This window comes from Allobosea psychrotolerans (assembly GCF_002917105.1).
Classification (GTDB): Bacteria; Pseudomonadota; Alphaproteobacteria; order Rhizobiales; family Beijerinckiaceae; genus Allobosea; species Allobosea psychrotolerans.
In genome coordinates this window covers 238,049-259,408 of record NZ_PQFZ01000001.1, presented here as the reverse complement: position 1 = coordinate 259,408, position 21,360 = coordinate 238,049, and the positions used below count along the sequence as shown (strand labels likewise).

24 protein-coding genes and 1 pseudogene are annotated in these 21,360 nt (G+C 64.1%); 14 read left to right on the top strand and 11 right to left on the bottom strand.

Annotated elements, in window-relative coordinates:
• The first annotated feature begins 47 nt into the window (after positions 1-47).
• Both CYD53_RS01245 and CYD53_RS01240 read left to right on the top strand, forming a co-directional pair.
• On the top strand, positions 48-1,181 hold the full coding sequence (locus CYD53_RS01245) for an iron-containing alcohol dehydrogenase (RefSeq protein WP_103716314.1): 1,134 nt from the start codon (positions 48-50) through the stop codon (positions 1,179-1,181).
• Between the two features lie 104 nt (positions 1,182-1,285).
• Positions 1,286-2,386: a TRAP transporter substrate-binding protein gene (locus CYD53_RS01240; RefSeq protein ID WP_103716313.1), complete on the top strand. Its 1,101-nt coding sequence runs from the start codon at positions 1,286-1,288 to the stop codon at positions 2,384-2,386.
• A 64-nt stretch (positions 2,387-2,450) separates the two neighbouring features.
• Here CYD53_RS01240 and CYD53_RS01235 read toward each other — a convergent pair whose 3' ends face one another.
• The gene (locus CYD53_RS01235) at positions 2,451-3,086 is read right to left on the bottom strand and encodes a pyridoxamine 5'-phosphate oxidase family protein (protein ID WP_103716312.1); all 636 of its coding nucleotides are present in this window, start codon (positions 3,084-3,086) and stop codon (positions 2,451-2,453) included.
• A 181-nt stretch (positions 3,087-3,267) separates the two neighbouring features.
• On the opposite strand from CYD53_RS01235, the gene CYD53_RS01230 reads away from it, so the two are divergent.
• Genes CYD53_RS01230 through CYD53_RS01215 form a run of 4 tightly spaced genes read left to right on the top strand, consistent with a single transcriptional unit; the run spans position 3,268 to position 5,951 of the window.
• A complete protein-coding gene (locus CYD53_RS01230; protein WP_103716311.1) occupies positions 3,268-3,729 on the top strand; it encodes a hypothetical protein in 462 nt (153 codons plus the stop codon).
• A gap of 17 nt (positions 3,730-3,746) precedes the next feature.
• A complete protein-coding gene (locus CYD53_RS01225; protein ID WP_103716310.1) occupies positions 3,747-4,418 on the top strand; it encodes a ribonuclease T2 family protein in 672 nt (223 codons plus the stop codon).
• 31 nt (positions 4,419-4,449) lie between these two features.
• Positions 4,450-5,301: a 23S rRNA (adenine(2030)-N(6))-methyltransferase RlmJ gene (locus CYD53_RS01220; RefSeq protein WP_103716309.1), complete on the top strand. Its 852-nt coding sequence runs from the start codon at positions 4,450-4,452 to the stop codon at positions 5,299-5,301.
• Positions 5,302-5,345: 44 nt separating this feature from the next.
• Positions 5,346-5,951 carry a glutathione S-transferase gene (locus tag CYD53_RS01215; RefSeq protein ID WP_103716308.1) on the top strand — a complete coding sequence of 202 codons (606 nt, stop codon included), beginning with the start codon at positions 5,346-5,348 and terminating at the stop codon, positions 5,949-5,951.
• 196 nt (positions 5,952-6,147) lie between these two features.
• On the opposite strand, the gene CYD53_RS01210 is transcribed toward CYD53_RS01215, so the two are convergent.
• Positions 6,148-6,831: an outer membrane protein gene (locus CYD53_RS01210; protein ID WP_103716307.1), complete on the bottom strand. Its 684-nt coding sequence runs from the start codon at positions 6,829-6,831 to the stop codon at positions 6,148-6,150.
• 375 nt (positions 6,832-7,206) lie between these two features.
• On the opposite strand from CYD53_RS01210, the gene CYD53_RS01205 reads away from it, so the two are divergent.
• On the top strand, positions 7,207-8,004 hold the full coding sequence (locus CYD53_RS01205) for a glycosyltransferase family 2 protein (RefSeq protein WP_103716306.1): 798 nt from the start codon (positions 7,207-7,209) through the stop codon (positions 8,002-8,004).
• On the top strand, positions 7,997-8,743 hold the full coding sequence (locus tag CYD53_RS01200) for an SDR family oxidoreductase (RefSeq protein WP_103716648.1): 747 nt from the start codon (positions 7,997-7,999) through the stop codon (positions 8,741-8,743). Before CYD53_RS01205 ends, CYD53_RS01200 begins: the two co-directional genes overlap by 8 nt.
• Before the next feature lie 63 nt (positions 8,744-8,806).
• On the opposite strand, the gene CYD53_RS01195 is transcribed toward CYD53_RS01200, so the two are convergent.
• From CYD53_RS01195 to CYD53_RS01170, 6 genes are all read right to left on the bottom strand, one after another.
• Entirely contained in the window at positions 8,807-9,436 is a 630-nt protein-coding gene (locus CYD53_RS01195) for a 2-hydroxychromene-2-carboxylate isomerase (protein ID WP_103716305.1), read from the bottom strand.
• A 165-nt stretch (positions 9,437-9,601) separates the two neighbouring features.
• Positions 9,602-9,886 (bottom strand): hypothetical protein, encoded by a 285-nt coding sequence (locus CYD53_RS01190; protein WP_103716304.1) that lies wholly within the window; start codon positions 9,884-9,886, stop codon positions 9,602-9,604.
• 103 nt (positions 9,887-9,989) lie between these two features.
• Positions 9,990-10,754: a peptidoglycan editing factor PgeF gene (pgeF, locus tag CYD53_RS01185; RefSeq protein ID WP_103716647.1), complete on the bottom strand. Its 765-nt coding sequence runs from the start codon at positions 10,752-10,754 to the stop codon at positions 9,990-9,992.
• A 36-nt stretch (positions 10,755-10,790) separates the two neighbouring features.
• Positions 10,791-11,882, bottom strand: a complete 1,092-nt coding sequence (locus CYD53_RS01180) for a class I SAM-dependent methyltransferase (RefSeq protein WP_103716303.1) — start codon at positions 11,880-11,882, stop codon at positions 10,791-10,793.
• Entirely contained in the window at positions 11,879-12,739 is an 861-nt protein-coding gene (lgt, locus tag CYD53_RS01175; protein WP_181011667.1) for a prolipoprotein diacylglyceryl transferase, read from the bottom strand. Before lgt ends, CYD53_RS01180 begins: the two co-directional genes overlap by 4 nt.
• A 96-nt stretch (positions 12,740-12,835) precedes the next feature.
• Complete coding sequence (locus CYD53_RS01170) at positions 12,836-13,852, bottom strand: NADP-dependent oxidoreductase (RefSeq protein WP_103716301.1); 1,017 nt, start codon at positions 13,850-13,852, stop codon at positions 12,836-12,838.
• A 127-nt stretch (positions 13,853-13,979) separates the two neighbouring features.
• On the opposite strand from CYD53_RS01170, the gene CYD53_RS01165 reads away from it, so the two are divergent.
• Complete coding sequence (locus tag CYD53_RS01165) at positions 13,980-14,372, top strand: RidA family protein (protein WP_103716300.1); 393 nt, start codon at positions 13,980-13,982, stop codon at positions 14,370-14,372.
• 30 nt (positions 14,373-14,402) lie between these two features.
• Here CYD53_RS01165 and CYD53_RS01160 read toward each other — a convergent pair.
• From CYD53_RS01160 to CYD53_RS01155, 3 genes and pseudogenes are all read right to left on the bottom strand, one after another.
• Positions 14,403-14,597: pseudogene (locus CYD53_RS01160) on the bottom strand (NADP-dependent oxidoreductase); the annotation flags it as partial.
• 67 nt (positions 14,598-14,664) lie between these two features.
• A complete protein-coding gene (locus CYD53_RS29800; RefSeq protein WP_181011666.1) occupies positions 14,665-15,264 on the bottom strand; it encodes a HEPN domain-containing protein in 600 nt (199 codons plus the stop codon).
• Positions 15,257-16,324 (bottom strand): ParA family protein, encoded by a 1,068-nt coding sequence (locus CYD53_RS01155; protein ID WP_103716298.1) that lies wholly within the window; start codon positions 16,322-16,324, stop codon positions 15,257-15,259. Before CYD53_RS01155 ends, CYD53_RS29800 begins: the two co-directional genes overlap by 8 nt.
• Positions 16,325-16,573: 249 nt before the next feature.
• On the opposite strand from CYD53_RS01155, the gene uvrC reads away from it, so the two are divergent.
• The 5 genes from uvrC to CYD53_RS01130 all read left to right on the top strand — a co-directional run bounded on the left by uvrC (position 16,574) and on the right by CYD53_RS01130 (position 21,271).
• The gene (uvrC, locus tag CYD53_RS01150; RefSeq protein WP_425428248.1) at positions 16,574-18,622 is read left to right on the top strand and encodes an excinuclease ABC subunit UvrC; all 2,049 of its coding nucleotides are present in this window, start codon (positions 16,574-16,576) and stop codon (positions 18,620-18,622) included.
• A gap of 66 nt (positions 18,623-18,688) precedes the next feature.
• On the top strand, positions 18,689-19,300 hold the full coding sequence (pgsA, locus tag CYD53_RS01145) for a CDP-diacylglycerol--glycerol-3-phosphate 3-phosphatidyltransferase (protein ID WP_103716297.1): 612 nt from the start codon (positions 18,689-18,691) through the stop codon (positions 19,298-19,300).
• A 26-nt stretch (positions 19,301-19,326) separates the two neighbouring features.
• Complete coding sequence (gene moaD / locus CYD53_RS01140) at positions 19,327-19,578, top strand: molybdopterin converting factor subunit 1 (protein WP_103716645.1); 252 nt, start codon at positions 19,327-19,329, stop codon at positions 19,576-19,578.
• Between the two features lie 148 nt (positions 19,579-19,726).
• Complete coding sequence (locus CYD53_RS01135; protein ID WP_245928027.1) at positions 19,727-20,188, top strand: molybdenum cofactor biosynthesis protein MoaE; 462 nt, start codon at positions 19,727-19,729, stop codon at positions 20,186-20,188.
• A gap of 12 nt (positions 20,189-20,200) precedes the next feature.
• A complete protein-coding gene (locus tag CYD53_RS01130) occupies positions 20,201-21,271 on the top strand; it encodes a DUF1176 domain-containing protein (RefSeq protein WP_181011665.1) in 1,071 nt (356 codons plus the stop codon).
• Positions 21,272-21,360 lie beyond the last annotated feature (89 nt).

The window sequence follows — 21,360 nt, the reverse complement described above, 5'->3', positions numbered from 1 at the left end:
GCAGCGTAGACCATGCGCGTGGTCGCCGGCACCTGGCGAGGACCATCATGGCTTTGATCACCTATCTCACCACCGTGAAATTCGGCTTTGGCGAAATCGCCGGCATCGAGGCCGATCTCGCCGGGCTCGGCATCACCAGGCCGTTGATCGTCACCGACAAGGGGATCGTCGGTGCCGGATTGATTTCCGGCATCTGCGCGCACTCGCCCCTGCTCACCGCGGCCCCCGTTTTCGACGCAACGCCGACCAACCCCACCGAGGGCGCGACCCTCGCCGCTTTGGCCATCTACCGGCAGCATGGCTGCGACGGCCTCGTCGCGATCGGCGGCGGCTCTCCGATCGATCTCGCCAAGGCCGTCGCCCTACTCGCGACCCATGACGGCAAACTGGAGACCTATGCGGCGATTCTCGGCGGCATCGGCAGGATCACGCCGGCCGTGGCCCCAGTCGTTGCGGTGCCGACGACCGCCGGCACCGGCAGCGAGGTCGGCCGCGCCGCGCTGGTGACGCTCGACGATGGGCGCAAGCTCGGCTTCATCTCGCCCCATCTCATCCCGCGGCTGGCGATCTGCGACCCCGAATTGACGCTGGGTCTGCCGGCCTGGCTCACCGCAGCGACCGGCATGGACGCGGTCACGCATTGCATCGAGACCTATCTCAGCCCGCGCGAGAATCCGCCCGCCGAGGCGATCGCGCTCGACGGGCTGAAGCGCGCCATCACCTTCATCGAGGCGGCTGTGAGGGACGGCTCCGACCGCGAAGCCCGCAAGGAAATGATGATGGCGGCTCTCCAGGGCGGCCTGACCTTCCAGAAGGGGCTGGGGGCCGTGCATGCATTGTCCCACCCGCTCGGCGGGCTGAAGGAGGTCTCGCTGCATCACGGCACGCTGAACGCCGTGCTGCTGCCGGCTGTGTTGCGCTTCAACGAGCCCGAGGCCAAGGCGAAGTACGCCGAGATCCGCCGCACGCTCGGCCTTGCCCCCGAGACCGACCTCGCCGCCTGGATCGCGGACCTGGTCAAACGGCTCGGCATGCCAGCCAGCCTGTCGCAGATGGGCTTGCCGCATGCCGTGATCCCCGCCATCGCCGCGGCCGCAGTGAAGGACCATTCGAGCGCCACCAATCCGCGCGCCGCAAGCGCCGCCGATTATGCCGCCATGCTGGAGGCCTCCTTCGGCTGAGCCCCTCCGTCGCATACCGCGCAGGCCATGCCGGCCTGCGCACCGTCGAGCACAAGGCCCGCCGACACCAAGACCCGAAGGGCCGAGAAAGGGAGAAGACCGAGATGACCAACAGACGTGATATGCTCGTGGGCGGGCTGGCCGGCGCAAGCGCGGCCCTCGCCACGACGGCCGCTTCGGCCCAGCCCCAGCAGACCGCGGCAGCGGTCAACTGGCGGATGGCGTCGAGTTATCCAAAGGCGCTCGACGCCGTCTTCGGAGCCGGCGACATCTTCCTCAAGGCCGTCTCGGACATGTCGGGAGGCCGCATCCAGCTCCAGCATTTCGCCTCGGGCGAAATCGTCCCGGGCCTGCAGGCGCTCGACGCCGTCCAGAACGGCACTGTCGAATGCTGCGACACCGCCTCGTTTTACTATGTCGGCAAGGATCCGTCCTTCGCCTTCGGCGCGGCAGTCCCCTTCGGCCTCAACACGCGCCAACAGAATGCCTGGTTCTTCCAGGGTGGCGGGCTCGCGCTCTTCAATGAACTGCTTGCTCAGTTCAACGTCATCGGCCTGCCGATCGGCAACACCAATGCCCAGATGGCCGGCTGGTTTCGCAAGGAGATCAAAACGGTCGACGATCTCAAGGGCCTCAAGATGCGGATAGGCGGCCTCGCCGGCCAGGTCATCGCGAAGCTCGGCGCCGTGCCCCAGCAAATCGCCGCCGGCGACATCTATCCGGCGCTGGAACGCGGCACCATCGACGCGGCGGAATGGGTCGGCCCCTATGACGACGAGAAGCTCGGCTTCAGCCGTGTCGCGCCCTATTATTACTACCCCGGCTGGTGGGAAGGCGCATCCGCCATCCTCTTGATGATCAACCGGTCGAAATGGAACGAACTCAGCGCTACCGACAAGGCGATCTTCGTCGCCGCCGCGCATCAGGCCAATTCGCTGACGATCGCCAAATATGACGACGTCAACCCCGCTGCGATCAAGCGCCTGATTGCGTCGGGTACGCAGTTGCGGGCCTTCTCGCCCGAGATCATGGATGCCTGTGCCAAGGCGGCGAACGAACTCTACGAAGAGATCGGCGCCAAGAACCCGATGTTCAAGAAGCTGCATGACCACATGATGGCGTATCGCAACGAGCAATTGCTCTGGCAACAGGTCGCCGAGTTCAACTACGACGCCTACCAGATCCGTTCGCGCAGCCGCCGCTGACGAACAGCACAAAGCTCCGGGGCGCGTCGCACGCGGCCCGGAGACCACGCTCAGCTAGCATCGCTCAGTACAACCGGGTCCGATACCCCTCTTCCAGGGTCGCCTCCAGCTCCGCGACGCCGATCACCTTCGTCTGCTCTGCGACGATGCGGCCAAGCGTTGGGAAGCTGCCGCGCTCGACCTGTGACGCCGGATCCCAAAGCTTCGAGCGGATCAGCGCCTTCCCGCAATGGAAGAACGCCTCCTCGACCGCGACCAGCAGGCCGATCGTCGGCGTCCGCTCCTGAACCGTCGAAGGTTCCAGCAGCGCCGGGTCGTGCGTCACCCGCGCCGTTCCGTTCACGCGCAGGGTCTCGCTGATGCCCGGCACCATGAAGATCAGGCCGACACCGGCCGCCGACAGGATGTTTGCGAAACTGTCGACCCGGTTGTTGCCGCGCCGGTCCGGAATGAGCAGGGTCTTGTCGTCCAGCACGCGAACGAAACCCGGCGCATCGCCGCGCGGGCTGGCATCGGCACGCCCGGCCTCGTCCGCACTCGCCAACACGAGAAAGGGCGAGAGCGCGATGAAATCGCGGCAGAATTGATCGAGGTGATCGAGGACCTTGCGCTCGGCGAGCGGAGCGACCGCCCCCACATGGCTGCGCAATTGCGCCGGATCCTCGATCCGGGCCGTGGGATCATCGAAAGTCGCGGTCATTCTGCCCTCCAGCTGCGCTAAGGTAATTAGTTTCCACGATCCGATCAGCCGCACCAGACCGGATCGAAATGCAACAGCGCATGCCCAGAGACACCCGCGCGCATGCGAGCGCCTTGACCCCGACTCCGCCGCCAGCCATCGTGCGTCATAATCTGGCCCACCTGCACGAGGCTTTGCTCCCATGCGCCGCGCTTTGCTGCGAACCGCCCTGCTCTCTCTCGCTTGCCTGACGGCTGTATTGCCTGCCGAGGCATCGAGTCGCCGCCATGTCGCGCCGCCCGACATCGCCGAGAACCGGGTCATCCCGATGTACGGCAACCTGCCGGCTTGCGAGGACCCTGCCGTGCTGGGCCAGATCAGCAGCTGGTTCAACTCGCGCGAAGCCAAGTTCTGGGGGCCGCTCCAGGTCGTGACCTATGACCGCATCGCGCCGGTCGCCTTCAGGCCCTGGGGCGACGACTTCATTCCGCGCCGCTTCTGCACCGGGCGCGTCGCGCTGAACGATGGCAGCCTGCACCGCGTCGACTATTCCGTGCGCGAGAGCCTCGGCCTGTTCGGCTACACCTGGAACGTCAACTGGTGCGTCAGCGGGCTCGACCGGCACCGCTCCTATGCACCGGACTGCAAGATGGCGCGGCCCTGAACGGCCGACCGCGCGCCATGACGAAGCGGCGCCTCATCGCCCTGTTCTTCGCCGGCCTGATTCTCTCAGGCCTGCCGGCACTGGCGCAGGGCCGCAACAACCGCGGCGCCGAGCCCGGCGATTTCGATTTCTACGTACTGGCCCTGTCCTGGTCGCCCGGCTTCTGCGAACTCGACGGCGGCAGCGACCGCAATCGCGAGCAATGCGCCAGCGGCGCCAATCTGCGTTTCGTCGTGCATGGCCTGTGGCCGCAATATGAGCGCGGCTACCCCAGCGATTGCGGACCGTCCGGCCGAACCCCGTCGCGAATCGCACTCGACCAGGCGCAAGGCCTGTTCCCGAGCGAAAGCCTCGCCCGGTATGAATGGCGCAAGCACGGCACCTGTTCGGGATCGAGCCCGAGCGACTATTTCGCCGACATCCGGCGCGCCCGCGACAAGGTCGTGATCCCGCCCTCCCTGGCGAAAGCCGATAGCGACCAGAACTGGACGGCGCTCGACATCGAACGCGCCTTTGTGGCCGCCAATCCGGGCTTGCGCACCGACATGATGTCGGTCGGCTGCAAGCGCGGCGTGCTGCAGGAGGTGCGCATCTGCTTCAGCAAGGATCTGCGCAATTTCCAGACCTGCCAGGAGGTCGACCGCTCCGGCTGCCGCGCCCGCGACATCACCGTCGTCGCGCCACGCTGACACGCGCGTAAAAGCCGCGTAAGAGCGCGCAATGAACTATCGTCACGGCTTCCATGCCGGAAATTTCGCCGACGTCCTGAAGCATGTGATTCTTACGCGCATCCTGACGCATCTGAACGCCAAGGACACGCCCTATCGCGTCGTCGACACCCATGCCGGAGCCGGCCGCTACGATCTCGGCTCGGAAGAAGCGCTGCGTACCCATGAGTGGAAGGACGGCGTCGCCCGAATCGACCGATCGCTGCTGTCGCCTGCCGTCGAAGAGCTGCTGAAGCCTTGGCGCAATGCGCTTGCCGGCGCGCGCGCGCTTTATGGCGCCGACGCCTATCCCGGTTCGCCCTGGCTTTGCCGCCACGCCATGCGCGCCGACGACCGGCTGATCGCAGCTGAACTGCACGAGCACACGCATAAGAAGCTCGCCGCCGTGCTTGGACGCGATTCGCGCTGCAAGGCGCTGGCGATCGACGGCTGGAACGTGCTGCGCGCCAATGTGCCGCCGAAGGAACGGCGCGGCCTCGCGCTGATCGACCCGCCCTTCGAGGAGAAGGACGAGTTCGCGACGCTGGAGGCCGAGTTCATCGCCGCTCACCGCAAATGGCCCAACGGGATCTATGCGCTCTGGTATCCGGTCAAGGACCGCGTCGCCGTCGCCAATCTCACCAGCGCCATTCTGGCTGCGGGAATCGGGCGGCTGCTGCGTCTCGAGATCGATGTCGATCGCCCCGAAGCCGCCGGGGGTCTGAGCGCGACGGGCCTGCTCATCGTCAATCCGCCCTGGAAGCTGGCGGAGGATGCCGCGATTCTGCTGCCGGCCCTGACCGAGCGCCTCGCCCAGGGGCCGAGCCCGCGCTACCTTTGCGAGCCGATCCGCCCGGACGGCTGACATTCCCCCTCGCCTGCCTTTTTCCCACGACCAGGATACGACCGATGCTGACCTTGCGCTCCTCGCCCGCCTCTCCCTTCGGCCGCAAGGTCAAGATCGCCGCGCTCGAGCTCGGCCTGATCGACACAATCGACATCGTCGCCGCCGACACCAACGACCCGGCCGACCCGCTGCGCCAGCAGAACCCGCTCGGCAAGATCCCGACGCTCGTGCTGGAGGACGGCACCACGCTGTTCGATTCGCGCGTCATCGTCGACTATCTCGACCATCTCGCCGGCGGCGGCAAAATCATCCCAGCCGGCGTGGCCAGGTTCCCTCAGCTGCGCCTGCAGGCGCTGGCCGACGGCATCTGCGACGCTGCGCTGCTGCAGGTCTATGAGACCCGCTTCCGTCCCGAGGAAGGCCGCAACGCGGCCTGGGTCGCCAATCAAGCGGGCAAGGTCTCGCGGGCGCTGATCGCCTTGGAAGTCGCGCCTCCCGCCTATCCCGACCGGCCGCGCATCGGCGAGATCGCGCTCGCCTGCGCGCTCGGCTATCTCGATCTGCGCTTTGCCGGGGCCTGGCGTGCCGAGTATCCGGCGCTTGTCGCCTGGCTCGATGCCTTCGCGGCAAAGGTGCCGGCCTTCGAGGCAACCCGCTTCAAAGGCTGAACGACCGCAACGCGGCTTGTCTTCTACTGGAAACGCGCTGTCATCCGGGATGACGGCGCGTTTTCCGTGTTAGACCCTCGCATTCCGAGGCGCGTATCGGGATGACGCAAGCCCGAACACGGCGACAGCGCTCCAGACAATAAAAAACCCGGTGGCCGTAGCCACCGGGCTCATCAACCCCGTGAGGGGATCGAGACTAGAACTTGTAGTTCAGGCCAGCGCGGACGACCGAGAACTTGGTCTCGACCTTCGAGGTGAAGGTGCCGCCGGGAACATTGAGCGACTCCTTGTCGAGGTCGACGTAGAGGTACTCGATCTTGGCAGTCCAGTTGTTGGTGAAGGCGTATTCAAGACCGCCACCGAGCGTCCAGCCATACTGGGTGTTGTCGTCGCTGAACGACGCAACCGGGGTGGTGATCTTGTTCTTCACCTGACCGTAAGCGAAACCGCCGGTGACGTAGGGCAGGAACCGGTCGAACGCGTAACCGACGCGGCCACGGACGGTGCCGAAATAGTTCAGCTCGTTCGAGGCGCGGATGCCCGAGGCGACGAGAGCGGTCTGCGACTTCAGATCAGCGCCCTGGAAGTCAGCCTCGAGGCCGAGGACGAACTGGCCGATCTGGTAGTTGTAGCCGATCTGACCGCCGCCGACGAAACCATCCGGATCGTCGTACTTGCCGATGACGCCGAGATTGGTCGAGTCGACCTGGCCGAAGCCGTAGCCGGCGTTCGCACCGACGTAGAAACCGGTCCAGGTGAAGATCGGGGCATAGACCGGAGCGACGACCGGGCCCTTGCGGGACGGCAGGTCAGCGGCGGAGGCGGCGCCGGCGGCGACGAGGCCCAGAGCCGCGACGCTCGAAAGCAGATATTTCTTCATGGTATACTCCTTAGTCGTCGCTAGTGCCGGCTTGAGGCGCGGCGGGTGAATTCGATGAACCGTATATAAGACGTCGCCGCGCCTTTGTCTGTTGCGTCAGAAGCACATCAGGCTTGCAGACCGCGGCAGAAATGCGGCACGAATGGGGATGACTACGGCAAAAGCATTAATCCAGATTAATCACTGTTAAAGCACACTGAATAGTAAATTGAATACTAATACACTTTTGAAACGCCCCACCCTTCCAAACGCATAACGCCGGCCTTGTCGTAAGGTTCCGTTGCTCCTGGCGCGGGGGTCTCATCGACCCGCTTGCCGGTATCGGCGACGCGTGCTTAAGCCGGAAACGACCAATCACAGAATGAGATACCGCGGGTGCCGCCTCTTTCGATTTTCATTATCACGCGCGACGAGGCCGATCGCATCGCACGGACAATTGAGGCGGTCCGCGCGCTGAGCGATGACATCCTCGTGGTCGATTCCGGCTCGACGGACGGCACGCAGGCCATTGCGGAGAGCCTTGGCGCGCGCGTCGTCTTCAATCCCTGGCCGGGTTACGGCCCGCAGAAGCGCTTCGCCGAGGATCTCTGCCGCCATGATTGGCTGCTCAATCTCGATGCCGACGAAGTCGTCCCAGCCGATCTCGCGACCGAGATCACGGAGCTCTTCAGCCAGGGCCAGCCGGCCGCCGACGCCTATAAGCTGCGCATCGCGGAGATCTTTCCCGGCGAGCCCGCGCCGCATCGCTTCGCTTACGCACTCTCACCGGTGCGGCTCTACCGCAAGGCGAAGGGCCGCTATTCCCCCTCCCCGGTCCATGACCGCGTCGACCTTGCCCCCGATGCCCGCGTCGCGCGGCTGAAGGGCACGGTGCATCACTATTCCGTCCGGTCGCTCGGCGAGCAGATGGACAAGCTCAACGGCTATAGCGACGCGCAGGCTGACGATCTCGACCGGCGCAACGCGACCTTGTCCGTGTTCCGGCTCGTAGCCGAATTCCCCGCCAACTTCATCAAGGCCTATATCGGCCGCCGCCATGCGCTGCGCGGCGTCTACGGTTTCATGACGGCGATGAACTACGCCTTCTATCGTTATCTGCGCGTCGCCAAGCATTGGGAGCGGCGGCTGCAGCGCCGCTCTTCCGCGAAACGCCCGGATGGCCGCGATGGCTGAGGTCGCACTGGTCACGGGGGGCGCGAAGCGGATCGGCCGCGCCATCGTCGAGCGCCTGGCGGAGGCCGGCTATGTCGTCGCGATCCATTGCAGCAGCGCGCGCGAGGAGGCGGACGCGCTTGCCGCCAGCCTGGTGGCGCAAGGTGTCCAGGCCTGCGTGATTCCCGCCGATCTCGCCGATCCCGTAGCCGTCGAAGCGATCCTGCCAGCGGTCGAGGCGGTGCTCGGCCCGGTCACCCTGCTCGTCAACAACGCATCGAGCTTCCTGCTCGACGATGTCCGCACGATCGACGTGCCGACCTGGAACCGTCAGTTCTCGATCAACCTGCGTGCGCCTTCGGTGCTCGCCGGCGCGATGGCCAACCGCCTGCCCACCGGGATCGACGGCGCGATCGTGAACATCATCGACCAGCGGGTCTGGAAGCTGACGCCGCAATATTACTCCTACACCCTGAGCAAAGCCGCCCTGCTGACGGCGACGCAGACTATGGCGCAGGCGCTGGCGCCGCATATCCGCGTCAACGCCGTCGGCCCCGGTCCGACCCTGCCCAATTCGCATGACGGCGCCGCGCTGATGGAAGCGGAGATCGCCGGAACCCTGCTTCGGCACAAGGTCGACGCGGCAGAGATCGCAGAGGCCGTGCTCTACCTCGCCCGGGCGCGCTCGGTGACCGGACAGATGATAGCGGTCGACGCCGGCCAGCATCTCGGCTGGCGTACGCCCGATATCGTCGGCTGACCGAGCCTCCGCTGAGCTTCGGATCAGCGTCGGATTTGCGCCTCGGTCAGACTCGCGCGTCGGTCAGACCTGCGCGTCGACGCGATAGGCCGCGCGCTGGCTGCTCAAGGCATCGTCCAGCAATTCGAGCCGGTCCTGCCCCCAAAACACCTCGCCATCCAGCACATAGCTCGGCGCGCCGAACACGCCGGCTGCGATGGCGCTGTTGATCGTCGCCGCATAGATCTGAAGCACGGCCTCGCTATCGGCGGTCTCAAGCAGGGCGGCGCCGTTGAAGCCCGCCGCATCGGCGATGCCGGAGAGCAGATCCCGCTGCGATAGATCCTCGTCCCGCGCCCAGACGCCGGCGAGCACCTCTCCGACGAAACCGGAAGGATCGCCCCCAGCCTCTTGAATCGCGATCACGACGCGGTCCGCCAGCGAGACGTCGAATGGAAAATGCTTGGGGTAGAGCACCAGCGGCAAGCCACGCTTCTCGCGCCAGCGCTGGAGTTCGAGGATGCGATAGCGCTGGCGCACCGGATGACGCTTCGGCAAGGGCAGGCCGCCGGTCTCGTCGAAGACCATGCGCAACGGCGTCGGCCTGTACACGATCTCGCAGCCATGCCGCCGCGCCATCGCGACGAAAGCGGAATGACCGAGATAGGTCCAGGGCGAGAGCAGCGTGAAATAATAGTCGATGGAGCGGGGCATGCTGGTTTCAACTCGTTGGAGGCAAACGAAGCTACGATCCTTCAGCACGACGAAACAAGGGCGCACCCAATCCAGGAGCGCGCCCTTGATGCGCTACCGCCCGACAAAATCAGCCTCGGATCTTTCAACCGGCAGCCGGCCAGTCCAGCCGCCGCTGGCCCAGGCTCAGGCCGCCTTGTTCTTCACGGCACCGATGATGGCGGTCAGGATGGCGCCGCCGGCACCGCCGCCGATCAGATTCGTGAGGATGCTGCCCACGCTGAAGCTGCCGCCCTGCATCGCCGTGGAGAGAGCCGGCAGGACGAGCGGGATGAGCTGACCGAGAACGCCGCCGCCGACAAGACCGGAGATGGTGTTACCCAATGTGCCGAGATCGAAGGTCGGAGTGGCCTTGCCCACCGCATTTCCGCCGATGGCACCGGCGACGAGGTTCATCAAGATCTGTTCCATGTTTCCCCCCAAGAGGCCACGCCATGTGGCGAACGGACGATGACTCCGTCCGCCGGACGATGCAACTCCAGATCGAAAAGATGAAAAGACTCGCCCTTACCGGTCAATCCAGCGCGATCGCCGAGATCAGCCGGCCATAATCCGCCTCTGCCCGATGCGTCGTGCGGCGATAGCTGAAGAAGCGCTGCTCATCGCCATAGGTGCAAAGACCCAGATCGACGAATCGGCCGATACCGGCTTCCTGCGCCCTAAGCCCGATGAAGGCGGGCAGATCGAACATGGCGTGGGCCGGCCGCTCGGAGGCAGCGAAGAAGCGCGCATAGGTCGGATTCGCGGCCTTGAAGCGCTCGACGAATTCGGGACCCACCTCATAGGCTTGGGCGCTGATCGTCGGGCCGAGCACGGCCAGGATGCGCTCGCGCCTCGCTCCGAGCTTCTCCATCGCCGTCACCGTCGCGGCGACGACGCCGGTGAAGGCGCCTTTCCAGCCCGAATGCGCCGCGCCGATGACGCGTGCCTCGCTATCGGCGAAGAGGATCGGCCCGCAATCGGCGCTCGACACCCCAAGCGCAACGCCATGGGCCATGCTCACCATCGCGTCGGCTTTGGGCCTCTCGCCCGGCCAGGGGCCGGTCACCACCTCCACGTCGGGCGAATGCACCTGGTAGAGGCTGAGCAGATGATCGGGCGCGACCTTGAGATGCGCCGCCATGCGCGCGCGATTCTCGGCGATCGCCGCAGGTTCGTCGGATGAACCCATGCCGCCGTTGAGCGATGCGAAGATCCCGGTCGAAACGCCGCCCTCGCGAGTGAAGAAGGCGTGGCGGATGCCGGGTTCATTGGCGAGATCGGGAGAGGTGATGAACATCGTCTGATCCGGTTTCATCTGCTGGAGCCGCTGGCTTCAGACCTGCTCTGGCAGCCGATGAAGGTCAAATCCGGGCAGTGGCGGCAGGCTCCGATGCGATAGCGCCAAAACCTTGAATAATTCGCCCATGCCGGTCGCGCCTTGTTCGGTCAGGCGGTCGAAGGCGGCAGAAATCGCGGCCCCCTGGTCGCCGCTGGCCCTGCGCGACAGCGCCTGCGCGCGCGCCCCCAAGCCCAGCGCCAGCAGGAAATCACGCTGGGTCGCCGGACCATGCGCCGCTGCACCGGACGACAGGCCGGCCTGCGCCATACGCGCGAAATCGACATGGACGGTGAGATCAGCCTCGCCGGGCTCGCTGAGCGGCGGCGTGAAGGCGTGGCGCTTCATAGCCTGGAGCGTGTCGCCAAAGCCGGACCGGGTCGAGCCGTAATCGATCAGCAGCGCCACCCCGCCAGCCTCGGCAAGGTGACGGGCAAGCCCTGCGACAATATCGAGCGCCGCAAGCGGCTGCTCGAGAAGCGCCCCCTGTGGCGCAGCCAGCGACAGCCCGGCGTCGATTGCCGACAGGCCAAAGCTCAGCTCGCCCGCCGTATCGAGCCCGACCAGACGCTCGCACCAGCCCTGCGGCGTCATCACGAACTGGTCGAGCGGCAGCGCGTCGAGGAATTCATTGGCAAGGACGAGCACCGGGCCGTCCAGCGCCGTCGCGATGCCGTCATGCCAGACGGGCTCGGTCTGCCCTGCCAGCGTCCGCGCCTGCACCTCGCGCAGCGCCGGGCTGGTCTCGACGAGATGTACCGAGACGGCCTCGCGAAAGCCGGGCACGATTGTCGTCGCACGCAGGACATCGGCCATCAACGTGCCGCGCCCCGGCCCGAGCTCGATCAAGCGCAGCGAGGCCGGCGCGCCCATCGCCTGCCAGGCATGCGCCGCCCAGAGCCCGATCAATTCGCCGAACATCTGGCTGATCTCGGGCGCAGTGGTGAAATCCCCCTGCGCGCCGAAGGGATCGCGCTTCATGTAGTAGCCGTGGCTGGGATGGCCGAGGCAGAGCGCCATGTAGCGAGAGACGCTGATCGGCCCCTCCTCGCGGATCAGGCCGGCAAGCTCGGCCTTGAGCGCGCTCACGCGCTGGCGCCGGACGACATCTGATGGGGGCGCCTCGACCGCAGCACCAGCACGAGCCCCGCGAAAAAGAGCGGCAGCGAGAGCAGCATGCCCATGGTGACGCCGCCGCTCAGCGCATCGACATTGCCGCCGAACAGGAAGCCGAGCTGCGGATCGGGCTCGCGGAAGAACTCGCAGACGATGCGCGCGACCGCATAGCCCATGCCGAAGATGCCGGCGACCAGTCCTGGCCGCTTGAAGCCGCCGAGGCGCACGACGAGCGCGAGCAGGGCAAACAGCAGCAATCCCTCGCCAAGGGCCTCGTAGAGCTGGCTCGGATGGCGCGGCAACGGCCCGGCATTGGGGAAGACCATGCCCCAGGGCAGCCCGGGCGCCGGCCGGCCCCAGAGCTCGGCATTGATGAAATTGGCGATGCGGCCGAGGAACAGCCCGATCGGCACGACGGCGGAGGCGAGATCGAACATTGCCAGCACCGGATAGCCGCGCCGCTTCGCGAACAGCCACAGGCCGGTCGCCGCTCCAAGCAGCCCGCCATGGAAGGACATGCCGCCCTGCCAGATCGCGATGATGTCCTGCGGGCGAGCGAGGTAGCGCTGCAGATCGTAGAACAGCACGAAGCCGAGTCGCCCGCCGAGCACGACGCCCAGCGCCACGAACAATATCATGTCGTCGAGCTCTTCCGCCTTCGGCCGCGACCGCCCAGCCCAGAGTGGATCAGCCGAGACCAGCCGGCGCGAATACCACCAGCCGCCAAGCAGCCCCGCGACATAGGCAAGCCCGTACCATTTCACTGAAAGCGGGCCGATCGACAGCGCAACCGGGTCGATCACCGGAAAGGGAATGGCGAAGACGGGCATGGGCAAAGGGTCCGGTGGACGGGCGCAAGGTGATGGTCACCCGTCTGCCGCGCGGTCAAGCGAAAAGGCACATGGCGCCTATCTCGCCCGCCCCGCTCAGAGCTTGACGATCAGCTTGCCGAAATTCTTGCCTTCGAGCAGGCCGATGAAGGCTTCGGGCGCATTGGCCAGCCCCTCGACGATATCCTCCTTGTACTTGACCGCCCCTTCCGCGAGCCAGCGCGACATCTCCTGCTCGAAGGTCGGGCGCTGAGCGACGAACTCGCGCTGGATGAAGCCGCGGATCGTCAGGCTCTTCGACAGCACCTGCCGCATGACGACCGGCAATCGGTCGGGACCTTCGAAATCGCCCTCGCTGTTGTACTGGGCGACGAGACCGCAGACCGGAATCCGCGCAAAGGTATTCAATAGCGGGAAGACAGCGTCCCAGACCTTGCCGCCGACATTCTCGAAATAGACGTCGATGCCGTCAGGACAGGCGGCCGCCAGCTGCTCTGCGAAATCGGGAGCGCTGTGATCGATGACGGCATCGAAGCCGAAGGTCTCGCGGATGAAGGCGCATTTCTGCTCGCCGCCGGCGATGCCCACCGCACGCGCGCCCTTGATCCGGGCGATCTGGCCAACGGCCGAGCCGACCGGCCCGCTCGCCGCCGCCACGACCACGGTCTCGCCCGGCTTGGGCTGGCCGATCGTCAACAGGCCGGCATAGGCAGTGAAACCCGGCATGCCGAGCACGCCAAGCGCCGTCGTGACGGGCGCCACAGCGGGATCGAGCTTGCGCAGCTGCGCTCCGTTGGCCACCGCATGGGACTGCCAGCCGGAATGGGAGAGCACGATATCACCTAGCTTGAAGCCGGGATGGCGGCTCTCCAGCACCTCCGCGACCGTGCCGCCTTCCATCACCTGGCCGATCTCGACCGGCGCGGCATAGGATTTTGCCGCGCTCATCCGCCCCCGCATATAGGGGTCGAGCGAGAGATAGAGGACCTTCAGCAGCACCTGCCCCTCGGCCGGGCTCGGGCAAGCGACCGTCTCAAGCCTGAAATTGCCGGGCGTCGGCCGGCCGGTGGGGCGGGAGGCGAGAACGATGCGCCGGTTGTCCGCTGCAGTCATGATCGATCTCCCATCCTTCGGCGCAGGCCGTAGCGTTCGGCGTCGCAACGATGCCGCTTTCCACTAAGCTCGGCACGACACCGCCGGAACGCAAGACGTTCCAGAACACATGACTCGGAGCTGCCCCATGAAACGAGAAGTCATCCGCGTCGAACCGTTCTCGAGCTGGGGCGAGCGCCTGAAGGTGCCGGTCTCGACGCTCGTCCGCCATGGCGACACGCTCTATCTCTCGGGCATTCCGCCCTTCGATCCGGCGACCGGCGAGATCGTCCAGGCCTCGATCGAACGCCAGACCGAGATCGTACTGGAGCAGATGAAACTCTGCCTCGAAACCGCCGGCTCGTCGCTGCAGAATGTGCTGAAATGCAATGTCTATTGCACCTCCGTCGAACAGTTCTCGGCCGTGAACGCTGTCTATGCGCGCTACTTCCCCAAGGATCCGCCCGCCCGCATCTTTCTCTGCGTGCCGGCCTGGTTCGGACCGTTCGACATCGAGATCGACTGCATCGCCGCGGTGTGAGCGCCTCGTCGTCACACCTTAGAGACCGGCCGGCGCGGCATAGGATTGCGCGGCGCTCATCCGCCCGCGCATATAGGGATCAAGCGAGAGATCGAGGGTGCGGAGCAGCACTTCTCTCTCAGCTGGCGTAGGGATCGCGGCGAGCTCAAGCCGGAAATCGCTCAGGCGCTGCCGGCCCACGGGGCGAGAGGCCAGAACGAGGCACTGTTTGTCGGTTTCGCACATGAATCGTTCCATCTAACGAATCAACGTTACCTGACGCCCTTGCGCACTCCGCCTCCTATATAAAATACTAGCTTTCACGCAACAACTTAACGGAAGCAACGCCAACAAGTTCAATATCCTCTATTGCGCCCACAACGTCAGATTTATGTATGGGCCACAAGCCGATTCCAGAAAGAACTGGATTAATATCAGCTTCATGCGCTATTCTGTTTCTCCAGCGATATATTGCACGGATTCTGGTTTTTAATTCATCAGGCCTCGATCCAATTTGGGTAGCAATTTTTGTCCACGGGTCAGCAACAAAACACCCCAATGCTTCCGAGAATTTCTTTGGATCAACGAAAGATTTGTATGAATTAATTTCTCGAATATGCGCATCCAAATGCATCTCGAAATCGGCATTATCGTGATTTAAAATATTAAAAGGCACAGTAAATCGACTAACCGGCCGCTTCGCCTTAAGTCTTCTTATAGCCTCGACACGAAAAATCTCATGAACAAGATAATCAAACGCACTCACACTCAAAACAACAGAAGCTCGCAACATGTCTGTCATATCTAGCGCGCTAGTATGATTTTTGGATAGATAATCATGAATATCACAAAGACCTCTAGCCCTAGTTAAACTTGACTTAAACGATGTCAAAAAATTAGAAAACTCATCCATTCGTCATACTTATAATTTTTTCTGCGCCGACGTTATATATTCCGTTAAAATCTTGAATATTTTTATCTTGAGCTTCAAAAACGACACCGCTACTGCCTATATCTGCCTGAGTAAGGGCGAATACAGGCTTTGAAACAATCTGACTTACCGCGATCAGACTGTTGAAATCGGGCACCTCGAGCAGAAAATCGTCGATGCTCGCACTGGCGGCTTCATACGCATTATCTGGGAGCAGGTACCCTATCTCCCGAAGGGCAGGGATCAGATGAGCAGAATTCGCTCTCTTCAATTCATCGAACCATTTTTGATAGGCCTGGGTAGGTCGAGCTTCCTGACCGCCGCGCGACCGCCGACGATAATTTTGAACGATAGAACCAAGATACTTCGGATCCGAACTCGGCCACGCGTAATCCGCCTCCTTCAAGATATCCAGCTCCCGCGCCTTCAACGACCAAGCACGCCAGCGGGGCAAGACGCGCGCCAACGACCGAAGCGCCATCGCAGAAAAGAAATCCGGCGCCATGGGGACAATAAAACTATCACTCGTACATAATATATTTTGATTCAACGAGCCAAGACTTGGACTCATATCAACTATGACGTAGTCTATATTATTTTTAGCCGCGGTAAGATCGAATAAATATCGCAATGATCCAGGGATATTTTGAAAGGCCGTAAGAGACGATGACAACTCATGCGCTATCGAAAGCGAGTTTTCGTTCTCAGACAGCCCTACGTGGCCCGGCATTACAAAAAGCCCCGGCCTCAATACGACTTCCTGAACCTCGACCGGCACAATAGGGATTGGCCTTGCCTCGAAGGCGGGCGCGAGCCCATCTCGTATGTTCTTTGGGGGTTGGTTTCGAGGCCCTTCAAATGGGTACTCTTCCTCGTGCCCATACTCTAGAACAAGCCCCGTCAGGTTGCATTGAGGATCGCAATCGACCAAAAGCACTCTCTTACCCATCTCTGAGAGCTTCCAGCCAATATTAAAGGCTGACGTCGTCTTTGAAACGCCACCCTTGTGATTAAAAAAAGCGATCTGATGCGGCTTCTTCATTTAATAAACTTCCTAAAAAGCTGCTATAACGTTGATTATACTACAATTTCAATGAATTTACTCATCAAAAATGTCAAAAAGCAAAAAAAGACCAAGCGAACACCGAATCAGCACTGGGCCACCATAGCAGCGGCTGCTCCGTTGAGTCGCCAAGCGTTCGTCGACGCTAAAGTTAGATTTGTTATCCCGCCCAGTCATGCCCGCAACTCACTACACTCCTGACATGACGAAGTGCCGCCGACACCCTACATGCAGGCGATGAATCGCGAACGTCCAGACGACCTGCCGGATGCCGAGATGGAGGATGAGGAGGAAAGCCTCCCGCTTCCCGCCCCCGCGGCTGATCTCACCGAGGCAACTCCCGGCGCGCTGAAGCACGGCATTGAGGTGATCGCCGGCTTCGCCAGGCATCTGCCGGGCAAGCCCGGCGTCTACCGCATGTTCGATCGTGCAGGCGAGGTGCTCTATGTCGGCAAGGCCAAGAACCTGAAGAACCGGGTCACGGCCTATGCCCGCGGCATGGCGCACACCAACGCCGTCGCGCGCATGATCGCCGAGACGGCGAATATGGAGTTCGTCACCACCGGCACCGAAGCCGAGGCGCTGCTGCTCGAATCCAACCTTATCAAGCAGTTGCGGCCGCGCTACAACGTGCTGCTGCGCGACGACAAGTCGTTCCCCTATATCCTGCTCAGTGGCGACCACGAGGCGCCGCAGATCGCCAAGCACCGCGGCTCGCGCCAGCGCAAGGGCGATTATTTCGGGCCCTTCGCCTCGGTCTGGGCGGTGACGCGCACCATCGATGCGCTCCAGAAGGCCTTCCTGCTGCGCTCCTGCACCGACTCATTCTACGAGAACCGCACCCGGCCCTGCCTGCTGTTCCAGATCAAGCGCTGTTCCGGACCCTGCACCGGGGAGATCTCGATCCCCGACTATCAGGGGCTCGCCAGCCAGGCCCGCGATTTCCTGTCGGGGCGCTCATCGACGGTGAAGCAGACCTTGTCCGCCCGCATGCAGGAGGCGGCCGAGGAGCTCGAATTCGAGAAGGCGGCGCGCTATCGCGACCGGCTCGCGGCGCTCTCGGCCGTGCAGGCCGGGCAGGACATCAACACGCAAGACGTCGAGGAGGCGGATGTCTTCGCCATCGACGAACAGGCTGGGCAGTTCTGCGTCGAGATCTTCTTCTTCCGCAACCACCAGAACTGGGGCAACCGGGCGCTGTTTCCGCGCGCCGACAAGAGCCTGACCCCGGCGGAGGTCCTGGCTTCGGTGGTCAGCCAGTTCTACGACGACAAGCCGCCGCCGCGCCTCGTGCTGCTCTCCCACCCTCTTGAGGAGATCGAGCTGATCGCCCAGGCGCTCTCGACCCGCGCCGGCCGCAAGGTCGAGGTCGCGGCACCCAAGCGCGGCGAGAAATACGATCTCGTCGCCCATGCCCAGAAGAACGCGCGCGAGGCGCTCTCGCGCAAGCTTGCCGACAATGCCGGCCAGCAATCGCTGCTGGCAGCGCTGGGCGCCGCCTTCGGCATGGAGAGGCCACCGCGCCGCGTCGAGGTCTACGACAATTCGCACATCATGGGCACCAATGCGGTCGGCGGCATGATCGTCGCCGGCAAGGACGGCTTCATGAAGAGCCACTACCGCACCTTCAACATCTCGACGGACACCATCGCAGGCGACGACTTCGGCATGATGCGGGAGGTGCTGCAGCGGCGCTTTGCGCGGTTGGCGAAGGAGAGTGGAGGAGCCGGTCCGGCCGCCGAAGAGGGAGATGTCGGGGGCTCGAGTCCCTCTCCCGCTACCAACTCCTCGGCTGTTTTGGAGCCCGAAGGCGACGCCGTCTTCCCCTCGCGGCCCGATCTCGTCATCGTCGACGGCGGCAAGGGGCAGTTCGAGGCGGCGCGGAAAATCATGGCCGAGCTCGGCGCAGCCGACATTCCCCTCGTCGCCATCGCCAAAGGCGCCGACCGCAACGCCATGCGCGAGACCTTCTTCATGGTCGGCCGCGAGCCCTTCAAGCTGCCGCCGCGCGATCCGGCGCTCTATTTCATCCAGCGGCTGCGCGATGAAGCGCACCGTTTCGCCATCGGCACCCACCGGGCCAAGCGCAAGCGCGACACGATGAAGAACCCGCTCGACGAGATTCCCGGCATCGGCCCCTCGCGCAAACGCGCGCTGCTGCTGCATTTCGGCACCGTGAAGGCGATCCAGCGCGCCAAGCTCGACGACCTGATGCGCACGCCCGGCGTCAACGCCGCCACCGCGAAGGCTGTGCATGAATTCTTTCATGATGCTTGAACGTATTTGCGACCTCGCGTCCTTGCGTGTTGACGCTGTCACAGCCGCACTGCTTTGGTGTCTTCCGTGACGATTCTTCCAGACGCCATAAGGCGGCGGGGCCCCTGGTCGCTGCCAAACCTCCTGACCTACGGCCGGATCCTGGCGATTCCGGCGCTGGTCGGCCTGCTATTCTGGCCCAAGGACGACTGGGTCCGCTGGATTGCGCTTGCCGTCTACGTGCTTGCCGCCGTCACCGACTATCTCGACGGCTGGATCGCGCGCGCCTGGAGCCAGCAATCGGCGATCGGCCGCATGCTCGATCCCATCGCCGACAAATTGCTCGTCTGCGCGCTGCTCTTGATGCTGGTCCATACCGAGACGATCAAGGGCTGGGCGATCTGGGCCGCGATCGTCATTCTCTGCCGCGAGATCCTGGTCTCGGGCCTGCGCGAGTTCCTGGCCGACCTCAAGGTCAGTGTCCCCGTCAGCAGGGTCGCGAAATGGAAGACCACGGCGCAATTGCTGGCGCTCGGCTTCCTCGTCGCCGGCCCCGCGGGCGACACGGTGCTGCCTCACAATACGCAGATCGGCATCGTCATGCTCTGGATCGCGGCGGGACTGACGATCTATACCGGCTGGGATTATTTCAATGCCGGCATCCGCCACCTCGTCGAGGAGGATACGCGTACGCCATGACGCAAGCGCCGACCCAGGCTCGCACTGTGAAGCTGGTTTATTTCGCTTGGGTGCGCGAGCGCATCGGTGTGTCCGAGGAGACCGTCGCGCCGCCTGCCGGGACGGAAACGATCGCCGATCTGGTGCGCTGGCTGAAGACGCGCGACGAGGGTTACGAGGCGGCTTTCGAGAACGAGGCGATCGTGCGCGCCGCAATCGACCACCATCACGTCAAGCCGGATGCGGTGATCACCGGCGCCCGCGAGATCGCCTTCTTCCCCCCGATGACGGGAGGATGAGTCGTGAGCCGCCCCTCTGTCATTCCGGGGCTTCGCGGAGCGAAGAACCCGGAACCCATGACTGGGCGGGACGGCAGGTTCCATCCAGGTTCGCTCGCCCGGTCGCGGGTACTCGGCTCGCGCCTGCGGCGCGCCCTGGAATGACGCTATGGCCATGACGCCCATCATCCGCATTCAGCGCGAGGATTTCGATCTCTCGGCCGAGATCGCGGCGCTCACGGCCGGCCGCAGCGATATCGGGGCGGTCGTCAGCTTCGCCGGGCTCTGCCGCGACGAGGGCGGGCGGCTGAAGGCGCTCGAGCTGGAGCATTATCCCGGCATGGCCGAGGCCGAGATCGCCCGCGTCGCTGAGGAGGCGGCGCGGCGCTGGCCGCTCTCCGGCCTCGTTGCGGTCCATCGTCATGGGCTGGTCGCGCCAGGCGAGCAGATCGTGCTGGTGATTGCGGCTTCCGCCCATCGCCGCGCCGCTTTTGAGGCGGCCGAGTTCCTGATGGATTATCTCAAGACCCGCGCGCCGTTCTGGAAACGCGAGCATCTGGTCGACGGCACGACTGGCGGCTGGGTCGAGGCCAAGGCGGAAGACGACGCCGCAGCGCAACGCTGGGATTAGGATATGGTTCGGTTGGGACATTCTTTGGCTGGAGGGCTGGCTCTCGCTCTGCTGTGTTCAGGCGCGGCCTGGGCCGCTGGCCCGGCGAGCAAGACATTCCGCGATTGGGTCGCCGGTTGCGACAACGTCAAGAGTTGCACGGCCCTGTCCCTGCCGGGCGAGGCAGAGGAACAGATCGCCTTCCTCAAGCTCGAACGGCCGGCCGGACCGGATGGCATCGCAAACCTCGCGATCAAGGTCCGGAGCGAAAAGCTGAAAGCCCCGCTTGCCGCCGATCTCGCGATCGACGGCGCGCCCTTTCCCGCAGCGGGAAAGCGCCTCACCGCCGCAATAGTCGACGACGAGAACGCGACGATCGCGCTCTCGCCCACGGAAACCGAGGCGCTGATCGCCGCCGCGCGCAAAGGCACCAAGCTCACCGTGAAGCTCGCCGGCAAGAGCTATGGCGTCTCGCTTGCCGGCTCGGTCGCCGCGATGCTCTGGATCGACGAGCAGCAGGGCAGGCTCAACACCACTTCGGCGCTGATCCGAAAGGGACCCGGCACGACCGTTCCGGCCGCGCCGGCGCTGCCGGTCATCACGGCGAAGGGCTCAGCCCTGCCCGCCATCCCGCCCAAGGCGGCGAAAGCGCTGACCGTGGCGCTACGCAAGCAGCTGAAGCAGCTCGATCGCGACGCCTGCGAGGACAATCCCGAGGATTTGGCCGATACCGAAAATGCCTGGCCGCTGGACGCAGCGACCCGGCTTGTCGGCCTGCTCTGCTCGCGCGGCGCCTATAATCTCTCGACGGGTTTCTGGATCGTGCCAGGCACGGATGTCGCCAAGGCGCGCAAGGCCGTGTTCCCCCAGCTCGACGGCGGCAAGGACAATCTCCTCGTCAACGCGGCGTTCGACCCCGCCAGCGGGCAGGTCAGCTTCTTCAGCAAGGGGCGGGGCGTAGGCGATTGCGGCGCCAGCGGCAGCTATGCCTGGACCGGGTCAGGCTTCGCGCTGGCCGCCTTCCAGGCGATGGACGAATGCAAGGGCCTGATCGGCGACGACTGGATCACCCTGTTCCGCAGCGAAGTGAAGGTCGCGAAGTAGATTGCATCACTCCGGCCGTCATGCTCGGCCGGAGTGCAGCGGAGACCGAGAATCTCCGGGGGTAGATGCTCGGGACAAGCCCGAGCATA